This is a genomic window from Marivirga arenosa, assembly GCF_030503875.2.
Lineage (GTDB): Bacteria > Bacteroidota > Bacteroidia > Cytophagales > Cyclobacteriaceae > Marivirga > Marivirga arenosa.
Genome location: NZ_CP129968.2, coordinates 2,939,038 through 2,963,167, shown reverse-complemented (window position 1 = coordinate 2,963,167; position 24,130 = coordinate 2,939,038). Strand labels below are relative to the sequence as shown.

23 protein-coding genes are annotated in these 24,130 nt (G+C 33.1%); 12 read left to right on the top strand and 11 right to left on the bottom strand.

Translation table 11 applies throughout. The annotated features are described in order from the left end of the window. Position 1: 1 nt before the first annotated feature. Positions 2–403, bottom strand: coding sequence for a YkvA family protein (locus QYS47_RS12795; protein ID WP_308356279.1), 402 nt, complete (start codon positions 401–403; stop codon positions 2–4). Next, entirely contained in the window at positions 396–617 is a 222-nt protein-coding gene (locus QYS47_RS12790; RefSeq protein ID WP_302124287.1) for a hypothetical protein, read from the bottom strand. Before QYS47_RS12790 ends, QYS47_RS12795 begins: the two co-directional genes overlap by 8 nt. 63 nt (positions 618–680) lie before the next feature. Between QYS47_RS12790 and QYS47_RS12785 the strand changes: the two genes are divergently transcribed. From QYS47_RS12785 to QYS47_RS12775, 3 genes are all read left to right on the top strand, one after another. Next, positions 681–1,574: a hypothetical protein gene (locus QYS47_RS12785; protein ID WP_302124288.1), complete on the top strand. Its 894-nt coding sequence runs from the start codon at positions 681–683 to the stop codon at positions 1,572–1,574. Between the two features lie 83 nt (positions 1,575–1,657). Then, positions 1,658–3,898 (top strand): TonB-dependent receptor, encoded by a 2,241-nt coding sequence (locus tag QYS47_RS12780; RefSeq protein WP_322346576.1) that lies wholly within the window; start codon positions 1,658–1,660, stop codon positions 3,896–3,898. A gap of 14 nt (positions 3,899–3,912) precedes the next feature. Beyond that, a complete protein-coding gene (locus QYS47_RS12775; RefSeq protein WP_322346573.1) occupies positions 3,913–4,374 on the top strand; it encodes a nuclear transport factor 2 family protein in 462 nt (153 codons plus the stop codon). A 1-nt stretch (position 4,375) separates the two neighbouring features. On the opposite strand, the gene QYS47_RS12770 is transcribed toward QYS47_RS12775, so the two are convergent. After that, complete coding sequence (locus QYS47_RS12770) at positions 4,376–4,897, bottom strand: DUF7935 family protein (RefSeq protein ID WP_322346571.1); 522 nt, start codon at positions 4,895–4,897, stop codon at positions 4,376–4,378. Between the two features lie 110 nt (positions 4,898–5,007). Here QYS47_RS12770 and QYS47_RS12765 point away from each other — a divergent pair, with 110 nt between their 5' ends. From QYS47_RS12765 to QYS47_RS12735, 7 genes are all read left to right on the top strand, one after another. Further along, positions 5,008–5,325 (top strand): HesB/IscA family protein, encoded by a 318-nt coding sequence (locus QYS47_RS12765; RefSeq protein WP_302124295.1) that lies wholly within the window; start codon positions 5,008–5,010, stop codon positions 5,323–5,325. 260 nt (positions 5,326–5,585) lie between these two features. Next, positions 5,586–5,795, top strand: a complete 210-nt coding sequence (locus QYS47_RS12760) for a carboxypeptidase-like regulatory domain-containing protein (RefSeq protein WP_322346569.1) — start codon at positions 5,586–5,588, stop codon at positions 5,793–5,795. A gap of 9 nt (positions 5,796–5,804) precedes the next feature. Next, positions 5,805–7,562: a TonB-dependent receptor plug domain-containing protein gene (locus QYS47_RS12755; protein ID WP_322348404.1), complete on the top strand. Its 1,758-nt coding sequence runs from the start codon at positions 5,805–5,807 to the stop codon at positions 7,560–7,562. A gap of 84 nt (positions 7,563–7,646) precedes the next feature. After that, positions 7,647–8,780, top strand: coding sequence for a SusC/RagA family TonB-linked outer membrane protein (locus tag QYS47_RS12750; RefSeq protein WP_407660334.1), 1,134 nt, complete (start codon positions 7,647–7,649; stop codon positions 8,778–8,780). Positions 8,781–8,792: 12 nt separating this feature from the next. Next, on the top strand, positions 8,793–10,265 hold the full coding sequence (locus QYS47_RS12745) for a SusD/RagB family nutrient-binding outer membrane lipoprotein (RefSeq protein ID WP_322346566.1): 1,473 nt from the start codon (positions 8,793–8,795) through the stop codon (positions 10,263–10,265). A 207-nt stretch (positions 10,266–10,472) separates the two neighbouring features. Further along, entirely contained in the window at positions 10,473–14,219 is a 3,747-nt protein-coding gene (locus tag QYS47_RS12740) for a T9SS type A sorting domain-containing protein (protein WP_322346564.1), read from the top strand. Next, the gene (locus QYS47_RS12735; RefSeq protein ID WP_302124305.1) at positions 14,219–14,638 is read left to right on the top strand and encodes a hypothetical protein; all 420 of its coding nucleotides are present in this window, start codon (positions 14,219–14,221) and stop codon (positions 14,636–14,638) included. Before QYS47_RS12740 ends, QYS47_RS12735 begins: the two co-directional genes overlap by 1 nt. 10 nt (positions 14,639–14,648) lie before the next feature. Here the strand turns inward: QYS47_RS12735 and QYS47_RS12730 are convergent, their stop codons facing one another. Continuing rightward, positions 14,649–15,506, bottom strand: coding sequence for an alpha/beta hydrolase family protein (locus QYS47_RS12730; protein WP_322346562.1), 858 nt, complete (start codon positions 15,504–15,506; stop codon positions 14,649–14,651). 37 nt (positions 15,507–15,543) lie between these two features. Here QYS47_RS12730 and QYS47_RS12725 point away from each other — a divergent pair, with 37 nt between their 5' ends. Beyond that, positions 15,544–16,518, top strand: coding sequence for a polyprenyl synthetase family protein (locus QYS47_RS12725; RefSeq protein ID WP_322346561.1), 975 nt, complete (start codon positions 15,544–15,546; stop codon positions 16,516–16,518). A gap of 1 nt (position 16,519) precedes the next feature. Here QYS47_RS12725 and QYS47_RS12720 read toward each other — a convergent pair whose 3' ends face one another. From QYS47_RS12720 to QYS47_RS12690, 7 genes are read right to left on the bottom strand one after another with little or no spacing between them, the layout of a single operon-like run. Beyond that, positions 16,520–16,816: a putative quinol monooxygenase gene (locus QYS47_RS12720; protein ID WP_322346560.1), complete on the bottom strand. Its 297-nt coding sequence runs from the start codon at positions 16,814–16,816 to the stop codon at positions 16,520–16,522. A 57-nt stretch (positions 16,817–16,873) separates the two neighbouring features. Next, complete coding sequence (locus QYS47_RS12715; RefSeq protein ID WP_322346558.1) at positions 16,874–17,833, bottom strand: transketolase family protein; 960 nt, start codon at positions 17,831–17,833, stop codon at positions 16,874–16,876. Positions 17,834–17,843: 10 nt separating this feature from the next. Then, positions 17,844–19,229: a vWA domain-containing protein gene (locus QYS47_RS12710; protein WP_322346556.1), complete on the bottom strand. Its 1,386-nt coding sequence runs from the start codon at positions 19,227–19,229 to the stop codon at positions 17,844–17,846. A gap of 43 nt (positions 19,230–19,272) precedes the next feature. After that, the gene (locus tag QYS47_RS12705) at positions 19,273–20,124 is read right to left on the bottom strand and encodes a transketolase (RefSeq protein ID WP_308356297.1); all 852 of its coding nucleotides are present in this window, start codon (positions 20,122–20,124) and stop codon (positions 19,273–19,275) included. Between the two features lie 6 nt (positions 20,125–20,130). Next, a complete protein-coding gene (gene bcp, locus QYS47_RS12700; protein WP_322346554.1) occupies positions 20,131–20,580 on the bottom strand; it encodes a thioredoxin-dependent thiol peroxidase in 450 nt (149 codons plus the stop codon). A gap of 5 nt (positions 20,581–20,585) precedes the next feature. Next, positions 20,586–22,481: a M23 family metallopeptidase gene (locus QYS47_RS12695; RefSeq protein ID WP_322346552.1), complete on the bottom strand. Its 1,896-nt coding sequence runs from the start codon at positions 22,479–22,481 to the stop codon at positions 20,586–20,588. Then, entirely contained in the window at positions 22,468–23,079 is a 612-nt protein-coding gene (locus QYS47_RS12690; RefSeq protein WP_308356300.1) for a fumarylacetoacetate hydrolase family protein, read from the bottom strand. The genes QYS47_RS12695 and QYS47_RS12690 overlap by 14 nt, the downstream gene beginning before the upstream one ends. 139 nt (positions 23,080–23,218) lie before the next feature. Between QYS47_RS12690 and QYS47_RS12685 the strand changes: the two genes are divergently transcribed. Continuing rightward, positions 23,219–24,115 (top strand): M48 family metallopeptidase, encoded by an 897-nt coding sequence (locus tag QYS47_RS12685; protein WP_322346549.1) that lies wholly within the window; start codon positions 23,219–23,221, stop codon positions 24,113–24,115. The last annotated feature ends 15 nt before the right edge of the window (positions 24,116–24,130 follow it).

The window sequence follows — 24,130 nt, the reverse complement described above, 5'->3', positions numbered from 1 at the left end:
TTTAATGTGCTTTCTCTTGCTTACTCTCCCAAGCTGTAAATTGTTTCAATTCCTTACCTAAATGATTGTAAAGCCAAATCAATAATGAAGCATCATCAACAAAGCCTGATACAGGAATGAAATCAGGAATTACATCTGTTGGGGTTATAAAATATATCAACACACCAACGGTGTAAAGCATGCTTTTTTTTGAGATCTGTCTGTAATTTCCTTTTGTGTATTCTTTTACAAGCCTAATGAGAGTTTGAAATTTACCTTTTAGCTTAGCTATTTTTTCTGATCTATCAGCTCTACTAGTTAAGGTTGATTTAGCCTCATCAACTAATTTACTACTAAGTCTTCTATCATTTAAGACTTTGATAGCTCTATTAAAAGCTTGTTTATAATTCGTTTTTTTACTCATTATCCGAATCTCTCAACTTTTTGTTTTTTTGAATTGGTACTAGTATATACGCAAAAAGAGTGTATAAGGTAAATGCTCCAATAAGAATTAAGTATAAATCGTGTAATAAGTTCTTATATGTAAAAAGCGACCAAGCAACAATTAAACTAATTACACCTACCCAAAGTCTAATATTATTTGCTTTAATTTGACTGTTTCTATGTGGATTATCCATAATACTTGTATTATTTAAACGTTTGTTAAAATTACAATAATTGAACTATTAATCATTTTTTAGATGAAAAAACTCAACCTTATTTTTTCGCTTTTATTTTTAATTGCGAGCCTAACTAATGCTCAAATACAAGATCAGAAAATTGAAAATAATAAAGATATAGCTAGATCAAGAATAAAAGTTTATACAAAAACTGGAGAGGAGATAGTAGGATATTTTATATCACAAAACAAAGACTTTTTAATTATAGAAACTTTTGAAAGTGGAAAAAGAAAAATATCAACACAAAGAATTAAAAAAGTAGAGTCTTTAGGTGATGGTAGTGGTGATTATGGCCTATCAGAAAAGTCATATAGCAATTTAAATAGTATGAGATATATGATAGGCACCAGTGCTTTCAATTATGAAAAAGGTGTCAATTACATAAGAAATAATCCATTTACTTTTCACAGGGGATTAACAGAAAATTTTTCAATAGGAGTAGGGACAAGTTTTTTTACAATGGTTATAGGAGCTCCTTTAATTTACTTAAATCCAAAATATACAGTACACTTAGGCGAATATGTACATTACAAAATTGGAGTAGATGCATTTGCAGTAACCTTAGTTGATTCTTTTGATGGGGCTGCAGGTGCTTTTGTTAATACAGGTTTTACGGTAGGTATTCCCGATTTAAACATAACAGGAACGGCATATTTCGGTACTATTTCTGATGTTGAAAGAATTAATCCGTTTTATTCTTTGTCTGCCATGGCAAGAATTTCTAAACGTTTAATGGTTTTGTCAGAAGGATTTTATGTTACAACCGAATTTAATGATAGATATACTTTTTTATTATATGGTGGACGATTGCTAACCGATTTTGGATCATACGACCTAGGATTGATTTATAATGCCGAAATCGCCAGATTCGTACCATTTGGTATTCCTTTTTTTGCGGCAACAATTAAGTTATGAAAACCATTCATGGAATATTTTATTGAGTGACTAAGCCTAGCATTGTTTTTAATTTTCTATTTGCTTTTTTTGCAAAAAAAAACATGAAATTTTTTCAGCTATCCCTATTTCTAGTTGTTAGTAGTCTTTCTGCATTTGCTCACATCTCCATTCAGGGAAGAATAATTAGTGATGAAGATCAACAAGCATTGTATGGGGCCACAATTCAGGTAAAAGGTACACAAACAGGTACTACTACTGATCAATTCGGATACTTTGATTTATCAATTGATGCTGAAAAAGCAGAATTAATAGTTCAGTATATAGGATATGAAACGCAAATAATCGAAGTTCAGAGGCCAAATGAAGAACTAATCATAAAACTTCAACCTACTTCATTAATGCTCAGTGAGATTTCAGTACAATCTTCTAATATCAAATCTATCAATCAGTTGGCAAAAATTGATGTTGAATTGAGACCAGTAAATTCGTCTCAAGAAATTCTCAGATATGTGCCTGGCTTATTTATAGCACAACATGCGGGAGGAGGGAAAGCAGAGCAAATATTCTTAAGAGGCTTTGATATAGATCATGGTACTGATATTAGTATTTCTGTTGATGGAAAACCGGTTAATATGGTTTCTCATGCACATGGTCAGGGTTATGCTGATATGCATTTTGTTATTCCTGAAATAATTGAATCGGTTGATTTCGGGAAAGGTACCTATTATGCAGATCAAGGTAATTTTAACACAGCAGGTTATGTAGACTTTAGAACAAAAAATAAGCTAGATAAAAGCATGGTGAAAGTGGAAGGTGGGCAATTTAATACTGTTAGAAGTGTTGCGGCAATTGATTTGTTAGGAGAAAAAGGAAATTCCAATAACCAAAGTGCTTATATAGCAGGTGAATTTATGTTGACAGATGGCCCATTTGAAAGCCCTCAAAATTTTTATAGGTATAATCTTTTTGGAAAGTATAATCAATTATTGAATGCTAATAGAATGTTGACATTACAAGCGTCCACCTTTAGGTCAGAATGGGATCATTCAGGTCAAATTCCAATCCGAGCAGTTGAACAAGGATTGATTGGACGTTTTGGTGCGATTGATGATACGGAAGGTGGTATCACGGGAAGAACTGATATCAGTGCTACGTTGGATGAAAAGATCGGAGAGAAAACTTATTTAGAGAACAATATTTACTTTACGCAATATGATTTCGAACTTTATTCGAATTTCACTTTCTTTCTGGAAGATCCTATAAATGGAGACCAAATCAAACAAAAAGAAGAGCGAAGTTTGTTAGGCTATCAATCAAAATTGCATCATGAGGGAAGGCTGATGGGCTATTCCTTCAATACTTCGGCAGGGATAGGTTTTCGACATGATAAGTCAAATGGAAATGAACTGACCCGAACTGTAAATAGAAGAACAAATTTAGAGAGATTAGCTTTTGGAGATATAACAGAGAGCAATGCTTTTGCATATATAAATGAGAGTTGGCAAATCAATAGATTACTAATCAACGCAGGGGTTCGCCTGGATTATTTTAAATTCAATTATATTGATAATCTCCAAACCAATTTTGTGCGGCAGAGTGAACAAAAAAGCATTATAAGTCCTAAGCTAAATTTTAACTACCAAGTAAATTCTAATTGGAATCTTTATTTGAAATCGGGTACAGGTTTTCATTCGAATGACACGCGAGTGATGGTGGCTCAAAATGGGGATGATATTCTACCAAGAGCTTATGGAGCTGATTTTGGTTCCCAGTTTAAACCATTTGATAATTTAATTGTGGATGTTACAGCCTGGTACTTATTTCTTGAGCAGGAATTCGTGTACGTAGGAGATGCGGCAGTGGTAGAGCCGAGTGGTAGAACAGAGAGGAAAGGAATTGACTTAAGTGCCCGATATCAGATACTTCCTTGGCTTTATGCTGATGCTGATTTCAATTATACTGAGCCAAGAAGTATAGATGAAGCAGAAGGTGAAAATTATATTCCATTAGCTCCAATTTACTCTGGAGTAGGCGGATTAACATTTAAGCACAATAGTGGCATTAATGGAACTTTTAGAGCCAGATATTTGGGGGATAGACCAGCAAATGAAGATTTTTCTGAAACGGCAGTTGGATATATAGTAGCCGATGCCAACATTAATTACTCTACTTCAAAATTTGAGATAGGAATAATGGTAGATAATATTTTCAATGTGGATTGGCGTGAAGCGCAATTTGATACAGAATCTAGATTACCTTTTGAAAGTGATCCTGTTAGTGAAGTACATTTTACACCAGGCACACCATTTTTCTTAAGAGCTAAATTTTCTTTATTTTTCTGAAAAATATTAACATCATGAAAAAACTCTTTCTACTTGCTGCTTTATTTATCTCTTTCAATTCTTTAGCTCAAAAAAATAATGAAAAAATAATAAACACCTTTATGGATAGTTGGCATAAAGCTGCAGCTTCTGCTGATGAAGAGGTGTTTTTTGGTAGTATGACTAAGGATGGGATTTATTTAGGAACTGATAAAACTGAGAAGTGGACTAGAGATGAAATGGCAGTATGGGCTAAAGAGTATTTTGAAAGAGAATCAGCATGGTCATTTACTGCCACTAGTAGAGATATTTATTTTTCTGAAAACGGAAAAGTAGCTTGGCTTAATGAAAAGCTTGATACTTGGATGGGAGTATGTAAAGGTACAGCAGTTTTAGAATTGACAAACGAAGGATGGAAAATAGCACTTTATGATCTATCGGTAACGATTGATAACGATAAAATCCAGAAATTTATAGAATTAATTGAGGAAAAATAATTTAAAATTCTTGCTGGATTTCATTTTTTAGGAAGCTTAATCCATACTCAATGCTGTCAATATTTTTGTCTAAAGATTCTTCGTAAATCTTTTTAACTAACTCAATGCTTTTAGCTTCAGGATCCAAACTTTTTGCTGATTGGTTAACAAGCATAATTAATTCCTCTTTCGCATTTCTAATAATTTTCCAAGCTTCATCACTCATATAAACTTGTTGCGATAGGTTATGATTAAATTCTTCTCTAATTTCATTTAATAATAAGTATTGCATTTCAGCTACATTTTGATCGTTTTGCTGAACTCTCTTTATAAGCTGATCTGGTGAAATTCTTTCTAAGAATAGACTCATTCTTTCATAAGCTTGTAGTCTTATAGGTAGAACGATTTCCTTATTTTTTGCTTTTATTTCTATGATCTTAGCTTCATTCTGCTTTTGAAGCATTGTTTTAACTGTTAAATACATTGCATACAAGACTATGCCAGCAGGGATGATGATTTTTATTAAGTCCCAAATCGGTTCCATAAATTTTCTTTTTTGATTTTCAAATTTAGTTAAATTCGCGTCAAATAAAAGCAATAAAATCATTCAAACTTTTGCTTTTATTCAACCGTTAATTCAGAAAAATAAGTTTTATGATTCCAGTTAAAATATCAGAAGAGGCATTAAAGGAAGTAAAGAATATAATGGAAAATAAAAATATTCCTGAAGGGTATGGATTAAGAGTTGGTGTTCGTGGAGGAGGAGGTTGCAGTGCTGCTGGTATGAATTACATGCTAGGATTTGATAAAGCTAAGGATTCAGATAAAACTTTTGAAATTGAAGGTATTCCTATCTATATAGATAAAGGCCATGTAATGTATATTATAGGAATGGAAGTCCGCTTCCATGAAGGTAATGATGCTCGTGGCTTTATATTCGTAAACCCAGAAACAGAGGAAGAATTGAATTAGTTAATTAATTTGATTCATTTTGTTAATGTTATACCTCTATCAATAATGATACATTTGTATAAAATGTTCATAAAATTAATATTTTTTAGCTTAAAAATAACTTTTGGTGATATTTTTAATCATTTAATATAAATATTTCAATATGTTTTTGTCTAAAAAATTGAATACCATGTTTTGAATCTATTTGTTTTCTTTTTTTGTCTTTTAGGTTATAGTTATTTTATATTAGAGAATTAACAATTTTTTAACCTAAACAAAATATGATGAAGAAACTATTACTAATGCTAAGTTTCATTTTGGTCGCCTCTTTTTCATGGGCACAGGATAGAACAGTATCTGGTACAGTGACTGATGCAGACGGTCCATTGCCAGGTGTAAACGTAATTGTGAAGGGTATTACACAAGGTACCACAACTCATTTAGATGGTAATTATAAGCTATCTGTTCCTGCGGACGCAGAAGCTTTATAATTTACCTACATCGGTTTTGAAAAAACTGAAATTACGATTGGAGCACAATCAGTAATTGATGTAACTTTAAAACCAGATGTACAGCAGTTAGGAGAAGTTGTTGTAACTGCATTAGGTATTGAGCGTGATCAAAAGTCTTTAGGTTACTCAGTGCAGGAAGTTAGCGGTGAGCAACTTTCTGAAGCTAAAGAACAAAATGTAATCAACTCATTATCTGGTAAAGTTGCAGGTGTTCAAGTAAGATCATCTAATACCATGGGTGGTTCTGCAAATATCCTTATTAGAGGTACAAACACTTTGGCAGGTAATAACCAACCATTGTTTGTAGTTGATGGAGTTCCAATCGATAACTCTTCTTATAACTCTGCCGACCAAGAGCGTGGTGGTGGAGGTTACGATTATGGTAACCCAGCTGCGGATTTAAATCCAGAAGATATTAAATCAATGTCTGTATTAAAAGGTGGATCTGCTGCAGCACTTTATGGTTCAAGAGCTTTATATGGTGTAATCTTAATTACTACTAAAAAAGGTGCTAAAAATCAAGGAGTTGGTGTTTCTGTAAACTCATCAGTAACATTCAGTCAAGTTAATAAGAATACTTTACCACAACATCAAAAAGAATATGGTGCTGGTTATGGTGCGTATTGGACTTATGCTGACTTAGATGGAGATGGTGTTGACGAACAAATCGTTAATACTGCAGATGATGCCTCATGGGGTGCGAAATTTGATCCTAACTTAGAGGTTGTTCACTGGGACGCTTTATTTCTAGGTGAGGATAATTATGGTGAAACTAGACCTTGGGTAGCTGGTGAAGCAGGAATTGAAGAATTCTTTGAAACGGGTGTTTCTTTAAGAAATAATATTTCTGTTAGTGGTGGTACAGAAAAAGCTACTTACAGATTATCTTATACAAATGAAGATACAAAAGGTATTGTGCCTAATTCATCTATGAAGTCTAACAAGGTTGCTTTAAATGCTTCATTAGAGATGACTGAAAAATTAAAAATCTCTACAAGTGTTAACTATGTTGGAAATGATGTAATAGGTCGTTATGGTACTGGTTACTCAGGCACTAATGTAATGCAGTCTTTTGGACAGTGGTTCCAGACTAATCTAGATTTTAATAGATTAAAAAATTATAAAGATGAAGCAGGTAACCAAAGAGCTTGGAATTTAGCAGGGCCAAGTGATCCAAGAGGTTATTATTTTAATAACCCATATTGGGTAGTAAATGAAAATTACCAAAGTGATGGAAGAGATAGAGTTTTTGGTAATGTATTCTTAGAATATGAATTGGCTGATGGAATCAAATTAAATGGTAGATCAACTTTAGATTTCTATAATTTTGGACAGCAAGAAAGAGTAAACGTTGGATCTGCTATTACTGATGTTCCTTCTTATGTTAGAAGAGAATATACTTTCATGGAGAGAAATGATGATTTCTTTGTAACTGTTGACAAGTATTTAAATGATAACTTTTCAATTTCTGGTTTAGTTGGTGTTAACCATAGGAACACAACAAATGCTAGTCTTCAGATGGGTACGTTTAGAGGTATGGTAAATAAAGATGTTTTTGCTATCTCTAATACTGTTAGTCCTGAAGTAGAGTATACTGATGATTTTAGCGAAAAAGCGCAAAGAAGTGTTTACGGTAACCTTTCTTTTGGTTTCAATGATATGTTATTTTTAGATTTAACAGCTAGAAATGATTGGTCATCTACTTTACCTGAGGGAGCTAATAGTTATTTCTATCCATCCGTTTAAACATCTTTCATTTTTACAGAACTTGAAGGGTTAAGAAATTCTGATGTTCTTTCTTTTGGTAAGTTAAGAGCTAACTGGTCAAGAGTGGGTAATGATACTCGTCCATACAGAACAAGAAACTATTTCGAAGCTGAAAATAGCTTTGGGTCTTCTCCTGTTTATAGATATGGAACAACATTAAATAATCCACAACTTAAATCAGAAACTAAAGAAGGATTAGAATTCGGTACTGAGTTATTATTCTTTAATAGAAGAATTGGGTTAAATGCATCAGTTTATAAAGACAATACATTTGATCAGATTATCCCTGTAAAAACATCAACAGCAACTGGTTTTAATTTCCAGTATATTAATGCTGGTAACTTTGAAAACAAAGGTATTGAGTTAGCATTAAATGCAACTCCTGTTGATGGTGATTTCAGATGGGATATGAATGTAAACTGGGCTAAAAACGTAAATACTGTAGTAGAGTTAGCGGAAGGTATAGATAACTATACGATTACATCGTTCTTCTTTGCGTCAATTAATGCAACTGAAGGAGAGGCATTTGGTACAATTAGAGGTACTAATTTCCAATATAAAGATGGTCAGAAAGTAATTACTTCAGACGGATATTATGCGATTGATGATTCTATTCAAACTATTGGTAATGCTACTCCAGATTGGAACTTGGGATTCTCTAATACATTCTCTTATAAAGGTTTCTCTTTAAGAACTCTATTTGATATGCAAATGGGTGGAGATATATTCTCTCTTAATACTGCATTCGGTAGAGCGACTGGTTTATACGAAGAAACTGCTGGCTTAAATGCAAAAGGAAATCCTAAAAGAGATCCTGTAGCAGAAGGTGGTGGAGTTTTACTAGAAGGTGTGCAGGAAGATGGAAGTCAAAACACGACTTATGCTCCAGCGTCTCAATGGGGGCAAGTGTGGCAGTATGGATCAAATAACCCTGCTGCAGCTTATGTATTTGATGCTTCTTACATTAAGTTAAGGGAACTTGCATTTAGCTATAAATTCCCACAAAGTACATTAGGAAATCTTCCTATCAAAAACTTAGAATTAAGTGTAGTAGGTAGAAACTTAGCAATACTTTACAGTAATGTTACACATTTTGATCCAGAAGTAACAAGAAGTTCAGGTAACGCTCAAGGTTACGAGTCAGGTACTTACCCAACTCCTAGAACTTATGGTTTTAATGTGAAGTTTAATTTCTAAAAATAAGTAGACATGAAAAATATATTTATAAAATTATCTAGTCTATTTCTTTCATTAATATTACTGGCGGGATGTAGTGATTTTGATGATATGAATATAGACCCAAAAAAACCAGCAAATGTAGATCCTAATTATCTATTTACATATGCTGAAATTGAATTATCTGATTATATTAATTCTCCCAGTAATAATACTAATGTTGGAAGGTTATTAGCTCAGCAATTATCTCAAGTTACATACGTGACTGAAAGTAGATATTTGTTGGATGACAGACAAATTTCTGATGCATTATGGAATAATTCATACCGTGATGTATTGAACAATTTAATGTTAGCAAAAGAACAAATTCCTAATTTTGATTCTAATGAGGACAATATAGCAACTAAAAATGCTATGATTACTGTTCTTGAAGTATATACCTATCAGCTTATGGTTGATGCTTTTGGTGATATTCCTTATGGTGAAGCATTAGCTGGAGCTGATGTGAAATCACCAGCTTATGATGATGCTGCAACTATCTATGCAGATTTAGTAACTAAATTAGATGGTGCAATTTCTGATTTAAACAAAGGTACTGGATTTGGATCTGCTGATGTAATTTATGGCGGTTCTAATGCTGAATGGGTTAAATTTGCTAATGCATTAAAAATTAGATTAGGAATGAGATTAGCTGATGTGAATTCTTCACAGGCGCAAAGCCTTGTAGAGACTGCTGCAGCAAATACTTTTACATCTAATGCAGATAATGCTACATTAGAATATGCTGGTGGATCGTATGCAAATCCTATCTACGTTAATTTAGTAGTTTCAGGTAGAAACGATTATGTGATTAGTGAAACATTTGTGGATATCGTTAATCCATTAAATGATCCAAGAAGAGCATATTTCATGGAGCCTGCTTCAGCCACTGGTGATTATGCTGGATTAAGATATGGTTTAGAGACTGGAGTAGGTTTAGCCGCAGTTCCAAACTATTCAACTATTGGATCAAATATTTTAGGAGAAACATTCAGAGGTGTTTTAATGGATTACTCTGAAGTAGCTTCTTATTTAGCTGAAGCTGCACAAAGAGGATGGAATGTTGGTGGATCTGCTCAAGAATGGTATGAAGAAAGTGTTACTGCTTCAATTACTGATTGGGCATCGATTGCTGAAGATGGTAATGATGGCGTTGCAGATGCCGCTGCTTATTTGGCACAACCAGAAGTGGCTTTTGCTACTGCAGAAGATGGTAATGCAATGAATGCAATTGCTAAACAAAGATATATCTCATTATTTAATAGAGGTATGACTGCATGGTATGAGTGGAGGAGAATGGATTATCCTTCTTTAGTGCCACCTGAGGGGATGTCAGCTAGTGATATACCTACTAGATTACAGTATCCTGTTGATGAAAGAAGTGTTAATAATGCTAACCGTCAAGATGCTGCTTCAGCAATAGGTGGTGATGATTTAACTACTAAAGTATTCTGGGACGTTAAATAATAAATTATTTATTTTTATATTAAAAAGCTACCCATCGGTAGCTTTTTTTGTTATATAGGAGATATAAACTATAAAAATATTTACTCCATAAATCCTGTTATTTCCCAATAGAAAATTTTTTTTCTCTATTGAAACTTAAAATTATTATTACAGTGAATTTTTTCATGTAATATTTTGTATTACTTTTGGAAAAATTACTTAATACTTATGAAGCATAATTTTACTAATTATTTAACAGGCTCTAGTTTGCTTGTTTTGCTAATATTATTTTTATCTACTCAATTCAATTCACCTAAGACTTTCGATACAAATTCTTCAGAGGGAAGTGAAATATGGTCTACTAAAAAGACAAAAATTAAGTCCGGAAAGGATGAATACATGAAGCCAGATGGATTCATTGAATATTTCAATTCTATATCTTCTAAATTTGGTGAAGGTAGTAATAGTTATAAGCCAGGTTATAGATTTAATGAGTTAAAGTCAGCATTAAATAAGGCGAAAAGCATTCGCAGTTCATCTAGTTATAATGCAGTTTTTAAGTCTAGAGGTCCTGGTAATGTAGGAGGAAGAACAAGAGCAATAGCTGTTGATCCTGATGATAATACGAACTGCACTTGGATTGCAGGCGCTGCAAGTGGTGGAATATGGAAAACTACCGATTGTGGTCAAAGTTGGATCAATATATCACCAAACATACCAAACCTTTCTACTAATTCTATTGCTCAGTCACCGTCTAACCCAGATGTAATATATGTTGGAACAGGGGAGGTTTTTGCAGCTAATGCAACTTTTGTAAGAGGAGATGGGATTTACAAATCTATAAATAGAGGTGAAAGTTGGGATTTGCTAGTCTCAACTGTAGGGAATAATAATTTCGAATCAGTTAATAGAATTTCAATTGATCCAACTGATGAGAATGTTGTTATTATAGCAACCAATTCTGGAATATTTAAATCAATTGATGGGGGAAATTCATGGGTGAAGAAGTATGAATCTATAGTTCCAAATACGAATGCCTTCAATTCAGTACAGGATCTACAAGTTGATCCAACTAATTTTGATATTCAATATGCTGGAGTTAATTCTGTTGGTATCGTGAAATCAATGGATGGTGGTGAAACATGGGAACTAACATCAGAAGGAATAACTGATGGCACACGATTTGAAATAGCAATAGCGCCAAGTAAAACAGATGTCATATATACTTCCACAGAGGTAGGACAGACTACCTTTTTATATTATTCTGGTGATGCAGGTGCTAGCTGGTATCAGGTAGAAGATGAAGATTCTAATACAGATTATTTAGGAGGACAAGGATGGTATGATAATTCAATAGCCGTTAATCCTTATGACGAAACAGAAGTTTTTGTAGGAGGTGTTAATATTGGTAAATATGTGGTTGATGGACAAAATATTCAAGAATCTGAGAGACAATTTTTAGGTTTGGAGTTTGAGAATATTGAGTTTTTATCATTTGTAAATTTTGGGGCTGATTTTTCTAACGGTATTTTAAACATTGCAACTGGTAATTTATCTCCTTCTGAAAACCCAGTTACTGTTGAAATACGTTTTGGTGGAAATAATACTCAAAAAGCTCATAGGTTTAGTGTACCAGCTGATGGTGGTGCTAATGGTGATGGGGGAGCAGGTATTCCAGAAACTCAATATAATTTTGAAGATTATTCAGATGTGCCATTTGAGGTTTGGGATGTTGAGAATAATAGGCAATTAATGGTTTCATACAGGGATCAAAAAAATGACGGTACATTTAACTTAAATCCTAGAGATGACGCAAATGATCCAGAGTTATTAAATTCTCGTGAATACTTATATATCCATGATTTAGAATATAACCCAGATTCTCCGAGTCCAGATGTCGCTGAACAAAGCGGTGGAATTGCATTTGCAAATATGTATTATTTTTGGCCAATTTTAGCAGCGGGTCAAGAATGGAATCCATCTGAGCTAGAAAACTCCATATTAAGAATATTATATGATTCTAAATCAGTTGCAGTAGCAAATGCGACAGCTGTTTACGATGCCTATGGCGGTTTTGGCAGACAAAATATTAATAATTTACATCCTGATCATCATCATTTTACTTTAATTCCTATGGATGAATCTACTGAGACATTCATGATTGTTAATGGTAATGACGGGGGGTTAGGTATTTCTAGAAATAATGGAGGTACATTTCAGCAAATTGAAAATGGGTATATTACTAGCCAGTTTTACGGTGCAGACAAAGCGCCTGGAGCTGATAAATATGTAGGAGGGACTCAAGACAATGGTACATGGTTGTCTACTACCGGAACTGTCAATGAAACCTCCGACTATCAATTTGTTTTAGGTGGTGATGGTTTCGAGGTTGTATGGCACCCGGACAATGAAAATCTTGTACTAGCTACAATATATAATAATAGAATTTTTAAATCTACAGATGGTGGTAATTCATTTACAGCTTCAAGTTCAGGAATAGGAGAAGAAGATGGTCCATTTATTACAAGACTTGCTAGTTCAAAAACTTCTCCAAACACAGTTTACGCAATAGGTAATTTAGGTGTTTATCGTTCTACAAATTTTGGAGATACTTGGTCAATGAGATTAATATCTGATGATTCTTGGGGTGGAAATGCAAGTGCAAGTGATGTAACGGTTTCTTTGGCTAATGACCAAATAGTATGGGCTGGAGCTGGTATGGCAGACGGAGCATTGAATCTTTTTGTTTCTACTAATGGAGGAAGATCATATGAAAAGACAAATAATTATTCTCCAGATCCAAATGCATTTTTTACTGGCATATATACTCACCCAGTAGAGGATAGCACTGCTTATGCATTATTCAGTTTGCCAAATTTTCCTAAAATTTTAAAAACAACAGATTTAGGTAAAACCTGGACGGACATATCAGGTTTTGAGGGCAGTGAAAGTGGTAGTAATAATGGGTTTCCTGATGCATATGTTCATTCATTGTTAGTGATGCCTTTTGATACTGATATTATTTGGGCAGGTACAGAAATAGGTTTATTTGAGTCACTTGATGGCGGTAATAGCTGGAATTTTAAAGCAGATATGCCATCAGTATCCATTTGGTCTATGAAAGTAGTTGATAATCAAGTGGTATTAGGTACTCATGGGAGAGGAATATGGACTGCAGAAATTGATGAATTGAGCTTAGCAGCTTTGGAAATTGAAGATTTTACCTATAATGGATATGGTAAAGCAGATGTTACCTTCGATCTTAAAAGATCATATGATAAGATTACATTATTATATAATGATACCGAATATTTAGTGTTGGATAATGTTGCAGCTGGCATTAGAAGCGTTTCAATTGAAGGTATTAATGAATTTAATAATTCAAATATTAGATTATTAGCTGAATTAAATAATGAAATGTTTTACGCTCCAAAATTTAATATTGAAACAATTGATGTAACTCCAGATATACTTGGTTTTAGTGTAAGTAATAATGATGGGATATATCCGGTTACTATTGAGGTTGAAAATAATGAGCCATTTGAAAAGGTTGAAGTTTTATTTAACTCTCAAGTCGTTCATATAGATGAAAGAATATTAACTGAAGAGGATGGAAACAGAATAATTACTTTTGATTATGATCAGGCCGCAAGAAATAATTTGCAAGTAAAGGCATTTTTAAATGGGCAGGAATATGTAGCTTCTGCTCAAGAACAATTGATAACATCAAATAATAATCAATTAGATACTGAGTTCAACATTTATCCTAACCCAGTAAATGATATTATTAATATATCAAAAGCTAATAATATTAGTTCATTAAAGATTTACAGCTCTAAAGGTGTTTTGGTTAAACAAATAAATATTTCTGATTTGAACCAAATTGATGTTTCAGATTTAAAACAGGGTATATATTTATTCCAGATGTCTGATGCAAAGGGTAAATTATTCACAAGAAGAATTATAAAACAATAATGAAATATATTTACAGTATAGCATTTGTAATATTGGCATTTGCTTGTACCAATAAAAATATGGCATCTCAATCAGATGATTACTATAAGGAATTAGCGCAAGAGTATTTTGAGCATGAAGCAGATGAACTTATTTTAAATGAAAATAAAGAGTTCATTTTGGCGGTGTTCAATGATAATGTAGGTGATAAGCCAGGAAATGATATATTGAAGTATGCTGTAATTAATAAGGCTTCAAATGAAATTGTCCTGAAAGAATCGATTGCAAACGGAAAGGTAAAATGGGTTTCTACTTATGAAATTGAAGTAGTCAGGCCACCAGGAATACTTAAAAATGATTCTGAAACCATAGAAGATTATACTTCAATAATTGATGTTAAAACAGGTAAGAAATCAAATAAAAAAGCTGCTCAAAACTGAGCAGCTTTTTTTACTTTAAAAATCTCTCTATTTCGTTCAAAATATTTTCGAAAGTTTGTGGAAGTTTATTCTCCTTCCATGGATGGGCTGCTCCAAACACATGATTCTCATTATCGTATATTATTAATTCTGTATCTGGTTTTATCTCTTTTATTTGATAAGCCATTTCAATTGGTAGTGTCTCATCCTTTGTTCCATGAAAAGCTAAAAGAGGCTGTTTCATTTCTTTGATAGCATTGGGGATTGATAATCTATCAGGATTCTCTAAAACGTCATCATATAATTGAACATAAAGTGGCATAAGCTGATTTGTTCTCTTATTTTCTATGTATTGAACTCCTTTGTCTCTCCACTCTTTTAAGAAGCTCTCAGGCCATCTTTTGCTTAAATCACTAATAGCTGCTAAAGTTATTACTTTTTTGATTCTATCGTCTTCTCTGGCTTTTAATATAACCAGTCCACCACCTCTGCTATGCCCAGCCAGGTTTAATTGATTATAATCAATTTCGTCATTTGGGATTATATTATTCTCAGAATATAAATAATCTATACTATCTTTTAGATCATGTAATTCAATAGTGAAGTTATTATTTCCAAAGGCTTCCAGATCTTCAAAATCTGTTAAATTTTCCGGAGTAGTTCCATTATGACTTAAATTTATTTTCATAAAAATAAATCCTCTATTAGCCATTTCATTAGCAAAAAGATTGAATACTCCCCAATCTTTAAATCCTTTAAAACCGTGAACAAAAAGTATTAACGGTTTCTTATCCTTAGAAGGAATATATTTAATATCTGCAGTAATTGGCTTTTCGTGAAGCGAACTATTAATAATTATATTTTCTTGAATCATTTTGTTTGATTGCATTGCTTAGATATTCATTTGGTAGTAATATTGCACACTCATGAGTAGTAAAATTAGAGAAATACAATCACCCATAAAAAATGAAATGGCTGAATTTGAAATAAAATTCCGTCAGTTCATGAAAAGTAAGGTTTATTTGCTTGATAAAATCATGGGTTATATTGTAAAGAGGAAAGGAAAACAGATGCGTCCTATGTTTGTTTTTCTTTCTGCAGGCGTACATGGTGAAATAAATGAGGCTACCTATAGAGGTGCTGCCCTTATTGAATTATTGCATACGGCTACTCTTGTTCATGATGATGTTGTGGATGATGCTAATTATCGTAGAGGATTTTTCTCAATCAATGCATTATGGAAAAATAAGATCGCTATTCTGGTGGGTGATTATCTTTTGTCTCGTGGATTACTATTATCTGTAGATAATGAGGATTATGATTTGCTTAAAATTGTTTCCGAGGCCGTGAGAGAAATGAGTGAGGGAGAGTTACTTCAAATTGAAAAGGCTAGAAAGCTTAATATTACAGAGGATATTTATTATGATATTATAAGACAAAAAACGGCATCTTTAATTGCTTCATGCTGTGCAGTTGGAAGTCGTTCTGTAATTAAGAATGATGAAGTAAGTGAGAAAATGAAACTCTTTGGTGAGAAGGTAGGTATGGCTTTTCAAATTAAAGATGACTTATTTGATTATGGTACTAATGAAATAGGGAAACCATTAGGAATTGATATCAAAGAAAAGAAGATGACTCTGCCTTTGATTTACGCTTTAAACAATTCTGATAAATCCGAACAAAAACAAATTCTTAAGTTAATCAAGAATAAGAGTGAGAAGAATTCCACTGTAAAAACGGTGGTGTCTTTTGTTAAGGAAAAAAATGGGATAGACTATGCAACTGAGGTAATGCATAACTATTATGATGAAGCGATGAAAATCATTAAAGACTTTCCAGATTCGAACTATCGTAAATCATTAATGGATTTAGTACAGTATACGATTGAGAGGAAAAAATAATCTAATCTAATTTATATTCTTGAATGTGAGTACTAGCTTGTGGTTTTTCAGAAAACAGTGCCTTTGTAGCTGGCCATACCAAACCGAATATTTCTGAACCTCTATAATTGTTCAAATATTCTTCTGAGTCCCATATACTGTAAGTACTGAAGGTATTGGTATTATCTTTATCTCTCCAAAGCTCTAAATGATTACAACCTTTCTGATTGCGAATTGCTGATTTGTATTTATTGAATATTTCAAGAAAATCATCAACTTTTCCTTCTTTAAAGGTCATTTTAACAATTCTGATTACCATAATTAGAAAGTAAAAAGCCTGCTATATTTTTCATATAACAGGCTTTGATTATCGGTATTATTTCCTTTTTATAACTTTTTCTACTGCTGAAACAATATGTTCAGCATCTAAGCCATATTTTTTCATTAATTCAGAAGGAGTTCCACTTTCTCCAAACTTATCATTCACAGCAACATATTCTTGTGGACTTGGTAATTGTTCTGTTAATACTTGCGCTACAGCATCCCCTAAGCCACCGTTTTTCTGATGCTCTTCAGCGGTAACCACGCAGCCAGTCTTTTTAACAGATTCTAAAATAGCTTTCACATCTAGAGGCTTTATTGTATGGATATTAATTAGTTCAACACTAATACCTTTTTCTCTTAGAATTGCTTCAGCTTCAACAGCTTCCCATACTAAATGACCGGTAGCAAAAATAGTAACATCTGAACCCTCAATCATTTTTATTGCTTTTCCAATCTCAAATTTTTGATCTGCAGGAGTGAATACAGGAACTTTAGGTCTACCAAATCTTAAGTATACAGGTCCCTCATGATCTGTTATAGCTAAAGTAGCCGCTTTAGTTTGATTGTAGTCGCACGGATTTATAACAGTCATATTAGGAAGCATTCTCATCATTCCTACATCCTCCAATATTTGGTGAGTTGCTCCATCCTCCCCAAGAGTTACTCCTGCATGAGATGCACATATTTTCACATTCTTTTCAGAATAAGCGATAGATTGACGAATCTGATCATATACTCTTCCTGTAGAGAAATTGGCAAATGTTCCGGTAAAAGGAATTTTCCCTCCAATTGTCATTCCAGCCGCAAGCCCCATCATGTTAGCTTCTGCAATACCTGTTTGGAAAAATCTGTCAGGAAATTCCTTTTGAAATGCTCCCATTTTCAGAGATCCAATTAAATCTGCACATAAGCCAACAACCTTATCATTTTTCTTGCCTGCTTCTAAAAGACCATCACCAAAACCAGAGCGAGTATCTTTTTTTTCTGTAAACGTAAATTTAGTTTCTGCCATTTTACTCTTATTAGTATATTTTAATATTAAGGGTTTGTCCTGATTTTACTACAAATTCTTTTATTTGAGTGTATTTACTTCCCATAGCTCTATCTGAGCGGTAAACATATTTATATCTTCCTGGCTGTATACCAAAACTGGTTTTTCCTCCATCTAAATCTAATTTTTTAATCCAGGTTTGCCTTCCGTCTTCATCTACTGAATATAAGCTTCCTTTACCTTTACTACTATAAATGATATTGATTCTACCTGGTGCTGGAATGTTGATATTCCTTTTTTCACCTTGACTAATGTTGATGTTTTTAATGTTAATTCTTGGCAAGGTTAATATTTCGATGTCATAATTCCCGATTAAATATTTCTCTTCTGCCTTTATAGCTTGAGTATTAACGATTTCGCTTCCGGAAGATCTTTTAATAATTACTTGAACGTCTTTATCGTATTCAAAAGAATTATCTTGGTTTACTCTTAAGGATCCTTGGGGGCTTTTTATTCTAATTACATTGTGTGTACCGCCTTTTAAATATACATTTCGTTTTACAACAGGAGGAACAGTGTTCACAACTACATCATAACTCAAAACTGGATCAACTTCTACGGTATCAGGTTTACCATTTTTATCTCTAAAGTGAATAAAGTCAAATTCAGATATACCAGTAAAAGTATTAATAAAAGACACATTTACATCTTTTTCTACCGGCCTGTTATTTTCATCTAATAGCTCAACACTTGCAGTAGTTTTACTTAAGGATTGGTTTAAGATTCCATTTAAAACACTTCTAAAGGCATTAATATTTTTAGCGTTAAAATACTCACCTAAACAATCAAATTCGGCTTCAAATTTTTCTTCCATTCCTAAACCAATGACGAAGGGCCTAAGGAATATGGCTTTCTTTTGTAGTGCTAATGAAACAGCACAAGGATCACCATCACATGATTCTATACCGTCTGTTATAATTATGATGATGTTCCTATAATTATCATCTTGTGGAAAGTCTTTGGCTGATTGTTCTAATGAATAGGCAATAGGAGTGGTTCCCCTAGGATAGATGTATTTTAATCGATTAATTATATCATCATTATTATCAGGTCCAAAAGGGATTTCCAGTTTAGTATCTTTACAATTTCTTTCTTTGGCAGGTGTTAAATGGCCATATGGCCTAAGAGCTAATTCTACCTTATCATTTACTCTAAGAGAATCCACTAAGTCTGTTAATACTCTTTTTGCAGCATCGATACGTAGTTCATTTCCCCAAGGAGCCAACATACTACCTGATGCATCAAAAAGAAATAATATTCTTGTTTTTTCAGGAATACTCTGCTCTACTCTCTGTGCTTTTGCAAAATGGATCACAAAGAGTAAAAATATGAACGATATGGTATATTTAATTTTCATTAAATGATGCGTTAGGAAATTTTCCTAACGCATAATTTTATATTTAATAGTCTCCTAATGTTTCTTCTAATTGAGATAGTGCATCAGTAAGTTGTTCATCATTTGGAGCAACACCATGCCATTTGTGTGTGCCTTGCATGAAATCTACACCATAACCCATTTCGGTTTTCATTAGATTTAGAATAGGCTTACCTTTTCCGGTAAGGCTTTTAGCATGTTCTAATGATTTTATGATTTCAGACATGTCATTACCTTCACTTTCAATAACTTCCCATCCAAAAGCTTGCCATTTTGCTTTCAGGTCTTTTAAGTCCATTACCTCTGATATAGGGCCATCAATTTGCTGTCCATTATAATCAATGGTAGCAATTATATTATCCACTTTATGATGGGCTCCATACATGGCAGCTTCCCAGATTTGCCCTTCTTGTACCTCTCCATCACCCATTAATACATAAACTAATTGATCATCATTATTGAGCTTTTTGGTCTGAGCAGCGCCCAATGCAGCAGATAATCCTTGGCCTAATGATCCAGATGCAATTCTAACTCCTGGAAGTTTTTCTTCTGTTGTAGGGTGGCCTTGAAGTCTGCTGTTAATTTTTCTGAAGGTGCTTAATTCTGAAACTTCAAAGTAACCACTTCTTGCTAAAACACTGTACCATACCGGTGAAATGTGACCATTAGACAAAAAGAAAATGTCTTCATTAATTCCGTCCATATTAAAGTCTTTATTGTGCTTTAATATGTGGAAATATAAAGCCACAAAAAAATCAGTACATCCCAAAGATCCTCCAGGGTGACCTGAATTAACTGCGTGTACCATTCTAACGATGTCTCTTCTAACCTGAGAAGCTATTTTTTCCAGTTCTGGAATGTTTGCCTGACTTGCCATTGATTATTATTTTAAAATTTGTGCTGTGTGTTCTTTTGTTTTTACTTTATTAATGATGTCTTCAATATTACCTTCTTCATCAATAATGAAAGTGGTTCTTAATGTACCCATATAGGTTTTACCATACATTTTTTTCTCGCCCCAAGTACCATATAAATTATGCACTGTGTGATCTTCATCTGAAATTAACGGAAAAGGCAAGTTTTGCTTTTCTATAAATTTTTGATGTGATTTCTCAGAATCTTGACTTACACCTAGAACTACATAATCTTTTTCCTGTAAGGCTTCATAATTATCTCTCAAATTACAAGCTTGAGCCGTGCAACCCGGTGTATTGTCTTTAGGGTAAAAGTATAAAACTACTTTTTTACCTTTGAAATCACTTAATTTAACTTCATTTCCATCCTGATCCTTGGCATTGAAATCAGGTGCTTTATCTCCTATATTTAAGTCCATAGTATTTATAATTTAGTGATATATTCTGTTTCGTTTCCAGCATTATCAATGACCTTTAACACAAATTCACCGTTTTTTTCAATCGGTGTGTCTGGCCATTCAACCCATATTAAATCATCTTTTGGCTCATATTTCATAAGAATCCATTCTCCATTTAAATGAGCTTCATAAGATGCTATTCCTGATAAATTATCTATAATAATATAACTAAGATTTCCATTTGGTTTAATAGTAGGTGGAGCAGTGTCAGATAAAATGGTATAATTCGCTAATTCTCTTGTACTAAACTTTAATTTACCATTATTCCATTCTCCGCCTTCAAATGAGAAGTTCCCAGTATCATCTGTTTTGTAAACATGACTTTTCTCTTCATCATAGTGATTTAATTGAGGACTCAATTCTATTTCTATATAACTCTTTAAAGGTGAAGTTCTAGGATTCAATGAAAATATTTCTAGTGAGTCCTTAGTTATGATTTCATAATCTGTTTGAAAGTAAATGGTATCAAATAATGAGTATTTACTGAAGCTAATATCCATATTTGATTCTGAAATGGAAGTTTCGCTATATGGAACAATTTGTTTAATTGGATTGATTGACATTCCTTTTTCACAATTTAAAATTGAGGTAGGTATACCTTTTTTTAAACTCCAAATATAAACTGCTACGCTATCTAAATAATAAGAAGGGTTTATGCTTTTGATTTTTTTATCGAAGTTGAGATTCAATTCTTCTGCATCATCATTACAATTGGACTGAGCATAAATTTTTAGATAATCATCATCTACCATGTATTCCAACTCATCTAATTCAAAATCAATCGATTTATCTAATCGGCTCCTAGCTTGCTCTCCTTTGATTACCATTTCAAGCTTACTAGTATTTCCATACGGGTCTAACATTTTTATGCTAATATTATACACCTCTCCATTTTTAATATTTAGCGTGCCGTTTTCATTTTTGGTATCATAATATTTTAGGCTATTTCCATCATCAACATAAAGCTTATGATACCGTGCCCCTGATGTTATTTTTACATCATATGGGTAATGAACCAAAATATGGCGTTGTAAGCCAAAGCTCATCACATCAATATTCTGTCTGTATTGAAGTTCATTATTTACATTCACTTCAATTATGCTAATTCCATTTTTATTCGCAGATCCATTTAATTTATCATGGCCCCATAGTTCTAGGCCAATTTCACCAATTGCATTAATTGTATCTTCTACTGTATAATTAAAACCCGTTCTATTGTAGGGTATATTTTGCCTTTTGAATTCATTTTCAACTTTTGAATCTTCATTCATTGGCCTAATTGCAAGGCCTTGCAAAATAGGAGGAATATTATCTCTAATTTCTTTAAAACCGTAATGCAATGGGTTCAGAACTCTTTGTTGAGAATCTCTAATTTCAAAATGCAAATGAGGACCCATTGATCCTCCTGTATTACCAGAAACACCTATCACTTCCTGAGTTTTATAGGAAAATTGATAAGGTTCAGGAAATAATTCGATTTCAAATGTTTGTTGTTTGTATTGTTCTTCTTTTACGTATTTCTGGATCTCCTCATCAAACTCATGTAAATGAGCATAAACTGAAGTGTTACCATCAGGATGAAGCATATACAATGCATTTCCATATCCTGCAGTAGAAACCTTTATTCGGGTTATATATCCTCGTTTAGTTGCATGAACAGCTTCTCCAATTTTTCCACCCGTTTTAATATCTATACCAGCATGAAAGTGAGAGGAACGTAATTCTCCCATTGTACCGGATAAGAAATTTGTTTTATTTGGACGTATTGGGAAAGTGTAGGGGTCAGAATTTTGTGCTTTAAGCGTGAAAGCTAAGCTTAGGATGAAAAGGGTAAATGTTATTTTATAATTATTTAATTTCAAAATCAAGTAATTTTTTATCTTCAATATAACCTTCAAGTCTATCTCCAATGTTAATAGGACCTACACCTTTCGGAGTACCAGTGAATATTATGTCTCCAGTTTTTAAAGTAAAAAACTTTGATAAATAAGAAATAATATAATCAATTGAAAAAAGCATCAATTCCGAATTACCAGATTGCTTTAATTCTCCGTTAACTTTAAGTGAAAAATTGATATTTTGAATATCCTCAAATTCTCCTTTCTCTATCCAGTCTGAAATAGGAGCTGAACCATTAAAGCCCTTAGCAATCGCCCATGGTAATCCTTTTTCTTTTGCTTTAGTTTGAAGATCACGAGCAGTGAAATCAATACCTAAACCTATCTTATCGTAATATTTATGTGAATGTTCCTCCTTTACAAATTTACCTTCTTTACAAATTCTGACCACTAATTCTACTTCATGATGAATATCATTTGAATAAGGCGGGTAATAAAAAGGATCATTATTTTTAAGAATGGCAGTATCGGGTTTTGTGAAAATTACAGGCTCATCAGGTCGCTCGTTCTTAAGCTCTTTAATGTGATCTCCATAATTTCTTCCAATTGCCAGTATCTTCATGAGATGAAATTTTATGCAAAAATATAGTTTCTTTTAACTATAAAAATGAAAGTTTCGTTAAATTATAAAAGATTTCTTTTCAATGGTACTTAAGCGATTTTAAACTGTAATTTTACCATTTGTATTTAAACATTGAAATATGAAAAAGTTATTAAGTCTATTCTTATTGTTATTAATTGTAATAGCATGTAAAAAGGTACCTTTAACGGATAGAAGGCAGTTTAATGCAATCCCTAATAGTCAATTAAATGCATCAAGCTTTAGTTCATATAATCAGGTGCTAAAAGAAAGTAAGCTTTCTTCTAATGCTGCACAAACTGCTATGGTTAAAAAGGTAGGAAATAGAATTAAGAATGCTGTAGAAGAGTATTTAAAGGAAAACGACTTGTCAAGTGCTACTGAGGGTTTTGAATGGGAGTTTAACCTGATTGCAGAAAATATTGTGAATGCGTGGTGTATGCCAGGTGGTAAAGTTGCTTTTTATGAAGGGATACTTCCAGTTTGTGAAAACGAAGCTGGAATTGCAGTAGTAATGGGACATGAAGTGGCCCATGCAGTGGCAAAGCACGGTGGAGAAAGAATGAGTCAGGCCTTAGCTCAACAAGGAGGAGGGGTTCTATTAAGTGTTTTAATGAGAGAGCAACCAGAAAAAGCTCAAGCTCTTGCTATGACAGCTTATACCGGAGTAAGTACAGTAGGAGCTATGTTGCCATTTAGTAGACTTCATGAATCTGAAGCAGATGAACTTGGTATTAAATTTATGGCTTTAGCAGGTTATAATCCTGAAGAAGCTCCTGAATTTTGGAAAAGAATGAAAGCTAAATCAGCGGGTGCTCCGCCTGAATTTTTAAGTACCCACCCAAGTAGTGATACAAGAATAAATGATTTAAAGAAATTGTTACCCGAAGCTAAGAAATATTATGCTAGAAGTAGAAAAGCAGGAAATGATCCAATTCCTAATTTAGATAATGTTTCAACTTCATCAACTAATAAGACTAACACAAAAACTCAGATGAAAATGAAGATTGGTAATTAAATTAATTCAGTTTAA

Bases quoted from the DNA above. Each gene is read 5' to 3' on its own strand.
- QYS47_RS12760 (WP_322346569.1), top strand. From the start codon at position 5,586: ATGATGAAGAAACTATTACTAATGCTAAGTTTCATTTTGGTCGCCTCT.
- QYS47_RS12780 (WP_322346576.1), top strand. From the start codon at position 1,658: ATGAAATTTTTTCAGCTATCCCTATTTCTAGTTGTTAGTAGTCTTTCT.
- QYS47_RS12795 (WP_308356279.1), bottom strand. From the start codon at position 403: ATGAGTAAAAAAACGAATTATAAACAAGCTTTTAATAGAGCTATCAAA.
- QYS47_RS12730 (WP_322346562.1), bottom strand. From the start codon at position 15,506: ATGCAATCAAACAAAATGATTCAAGAAAATATAATTATTAATAGTTCG.
- QYS47_RS12720 (WP_322346560.1), bottom strand. From the start codon at position 16,816: ATGGTAATCAGAATTGTTAAAATGACCTTTAAAGAAGGAAAAGTTGAT.
- QYS47_RS12705 (WP_308356297.1), bottom strand. From the start codon at position 20,124: ATGGCAAGTCAGGCAAACATTCCAGAACTGGAAAAAATAGCTTCTCAG.
- QYS47_RS12745 (WP_322346566.1), top strand. From the start codon at position 8,793: ATGAAAAATATATTTATAAAATTATCTAGTCTATTTCTTTCATTAATA.
- QYS47_RS12790 (WP_302124287.1), bottom strand. From the start codon at position 617: ATGGATAATCCACATAGAAACAGTCAAATTAAAGCAAATAATATTAGA.
- QYS47_RS12740 (WP_322346564.1), top strand. From the start codon at position 10,473: ATGAAGCATAATTTTACTAATTATTTAACAGGCTCTAGTTTGCTTGTT.
- QYS47_RS12765 (WP_302124295.1), top strand. From the start codon at position 5,008: ATGATTCCAGTTAAAATATCAGAAGAGGCATTAAAGGAAGTAAAGAAT.
- QYS47_RS12735 (WP_302124305.1), top strand. From the start codon at position 14,219: ATGAAATATATTTACAGTATAGCATTTGTAATATTGGCATTTGCTTGT.
- QYS47_RS12785 (WP_302124288.1), top strand. From the start codon at position 681: ATGAAAAAACTCAACCTTATTTTTTCGCTTTTATTTTTAATTGCGAGC.
- QYS47_RS12685 (WP_322346549.1), top strand. From the start codon at position 23,219: ATGAAAAAGTTATTAAGTCTATTCTTATTGTTATTAATTGTAATAGCA.
- bcp (WP_322346554.1), bottom strand. From the start codon at position 20,580: ATGGACTTAAATATAGGAGATAAAGCACCTGATTTCAATGCCAAGGAT.
- QYS47_RS12775 (WP_322346573.1), top strand. From the start codon at position 3,913: ATGAAAAAACTCTTTCTACTTGCTGCTTTATTTATCTCTTTCAATTCT.
- QYS47_RS12770 (WP_322346571.1), bottom strand. From the start codon at position 4,897: ATGGAACCGATTTGGGACTTAATAAAAATCATCATCCCTGCTGGCATA.
- QYS47_RS12690 (WP_308356300.1), bottom strand. From the start codon at position 23,079: ATGAAGATACTGGCAATTGGAAGAAATTATGGAGATCACATTAAAGAG.
- QYS47_RS12725 (WP_322346561.1), top strand. From the start codon at position 15,544: ATGAGTAGTAAAATTAGAGAAATACAATCACCCATAAAAAATGAAATG.
- QYS47_RS12710 (WP_322346556.1), bottom strand. From the start codon at position 19,229: ATGAAAATTAAATATACCATATCGTTCATATTTTTACTCTTTGTGATC.
- QYS47_RS12715 (WP_322346558.1), bottom strand. From the start codon at position 17,833: ATGGCAGAAACTAAATTTACGTTTACAGAAAAAAAAGATACTCGCTCT.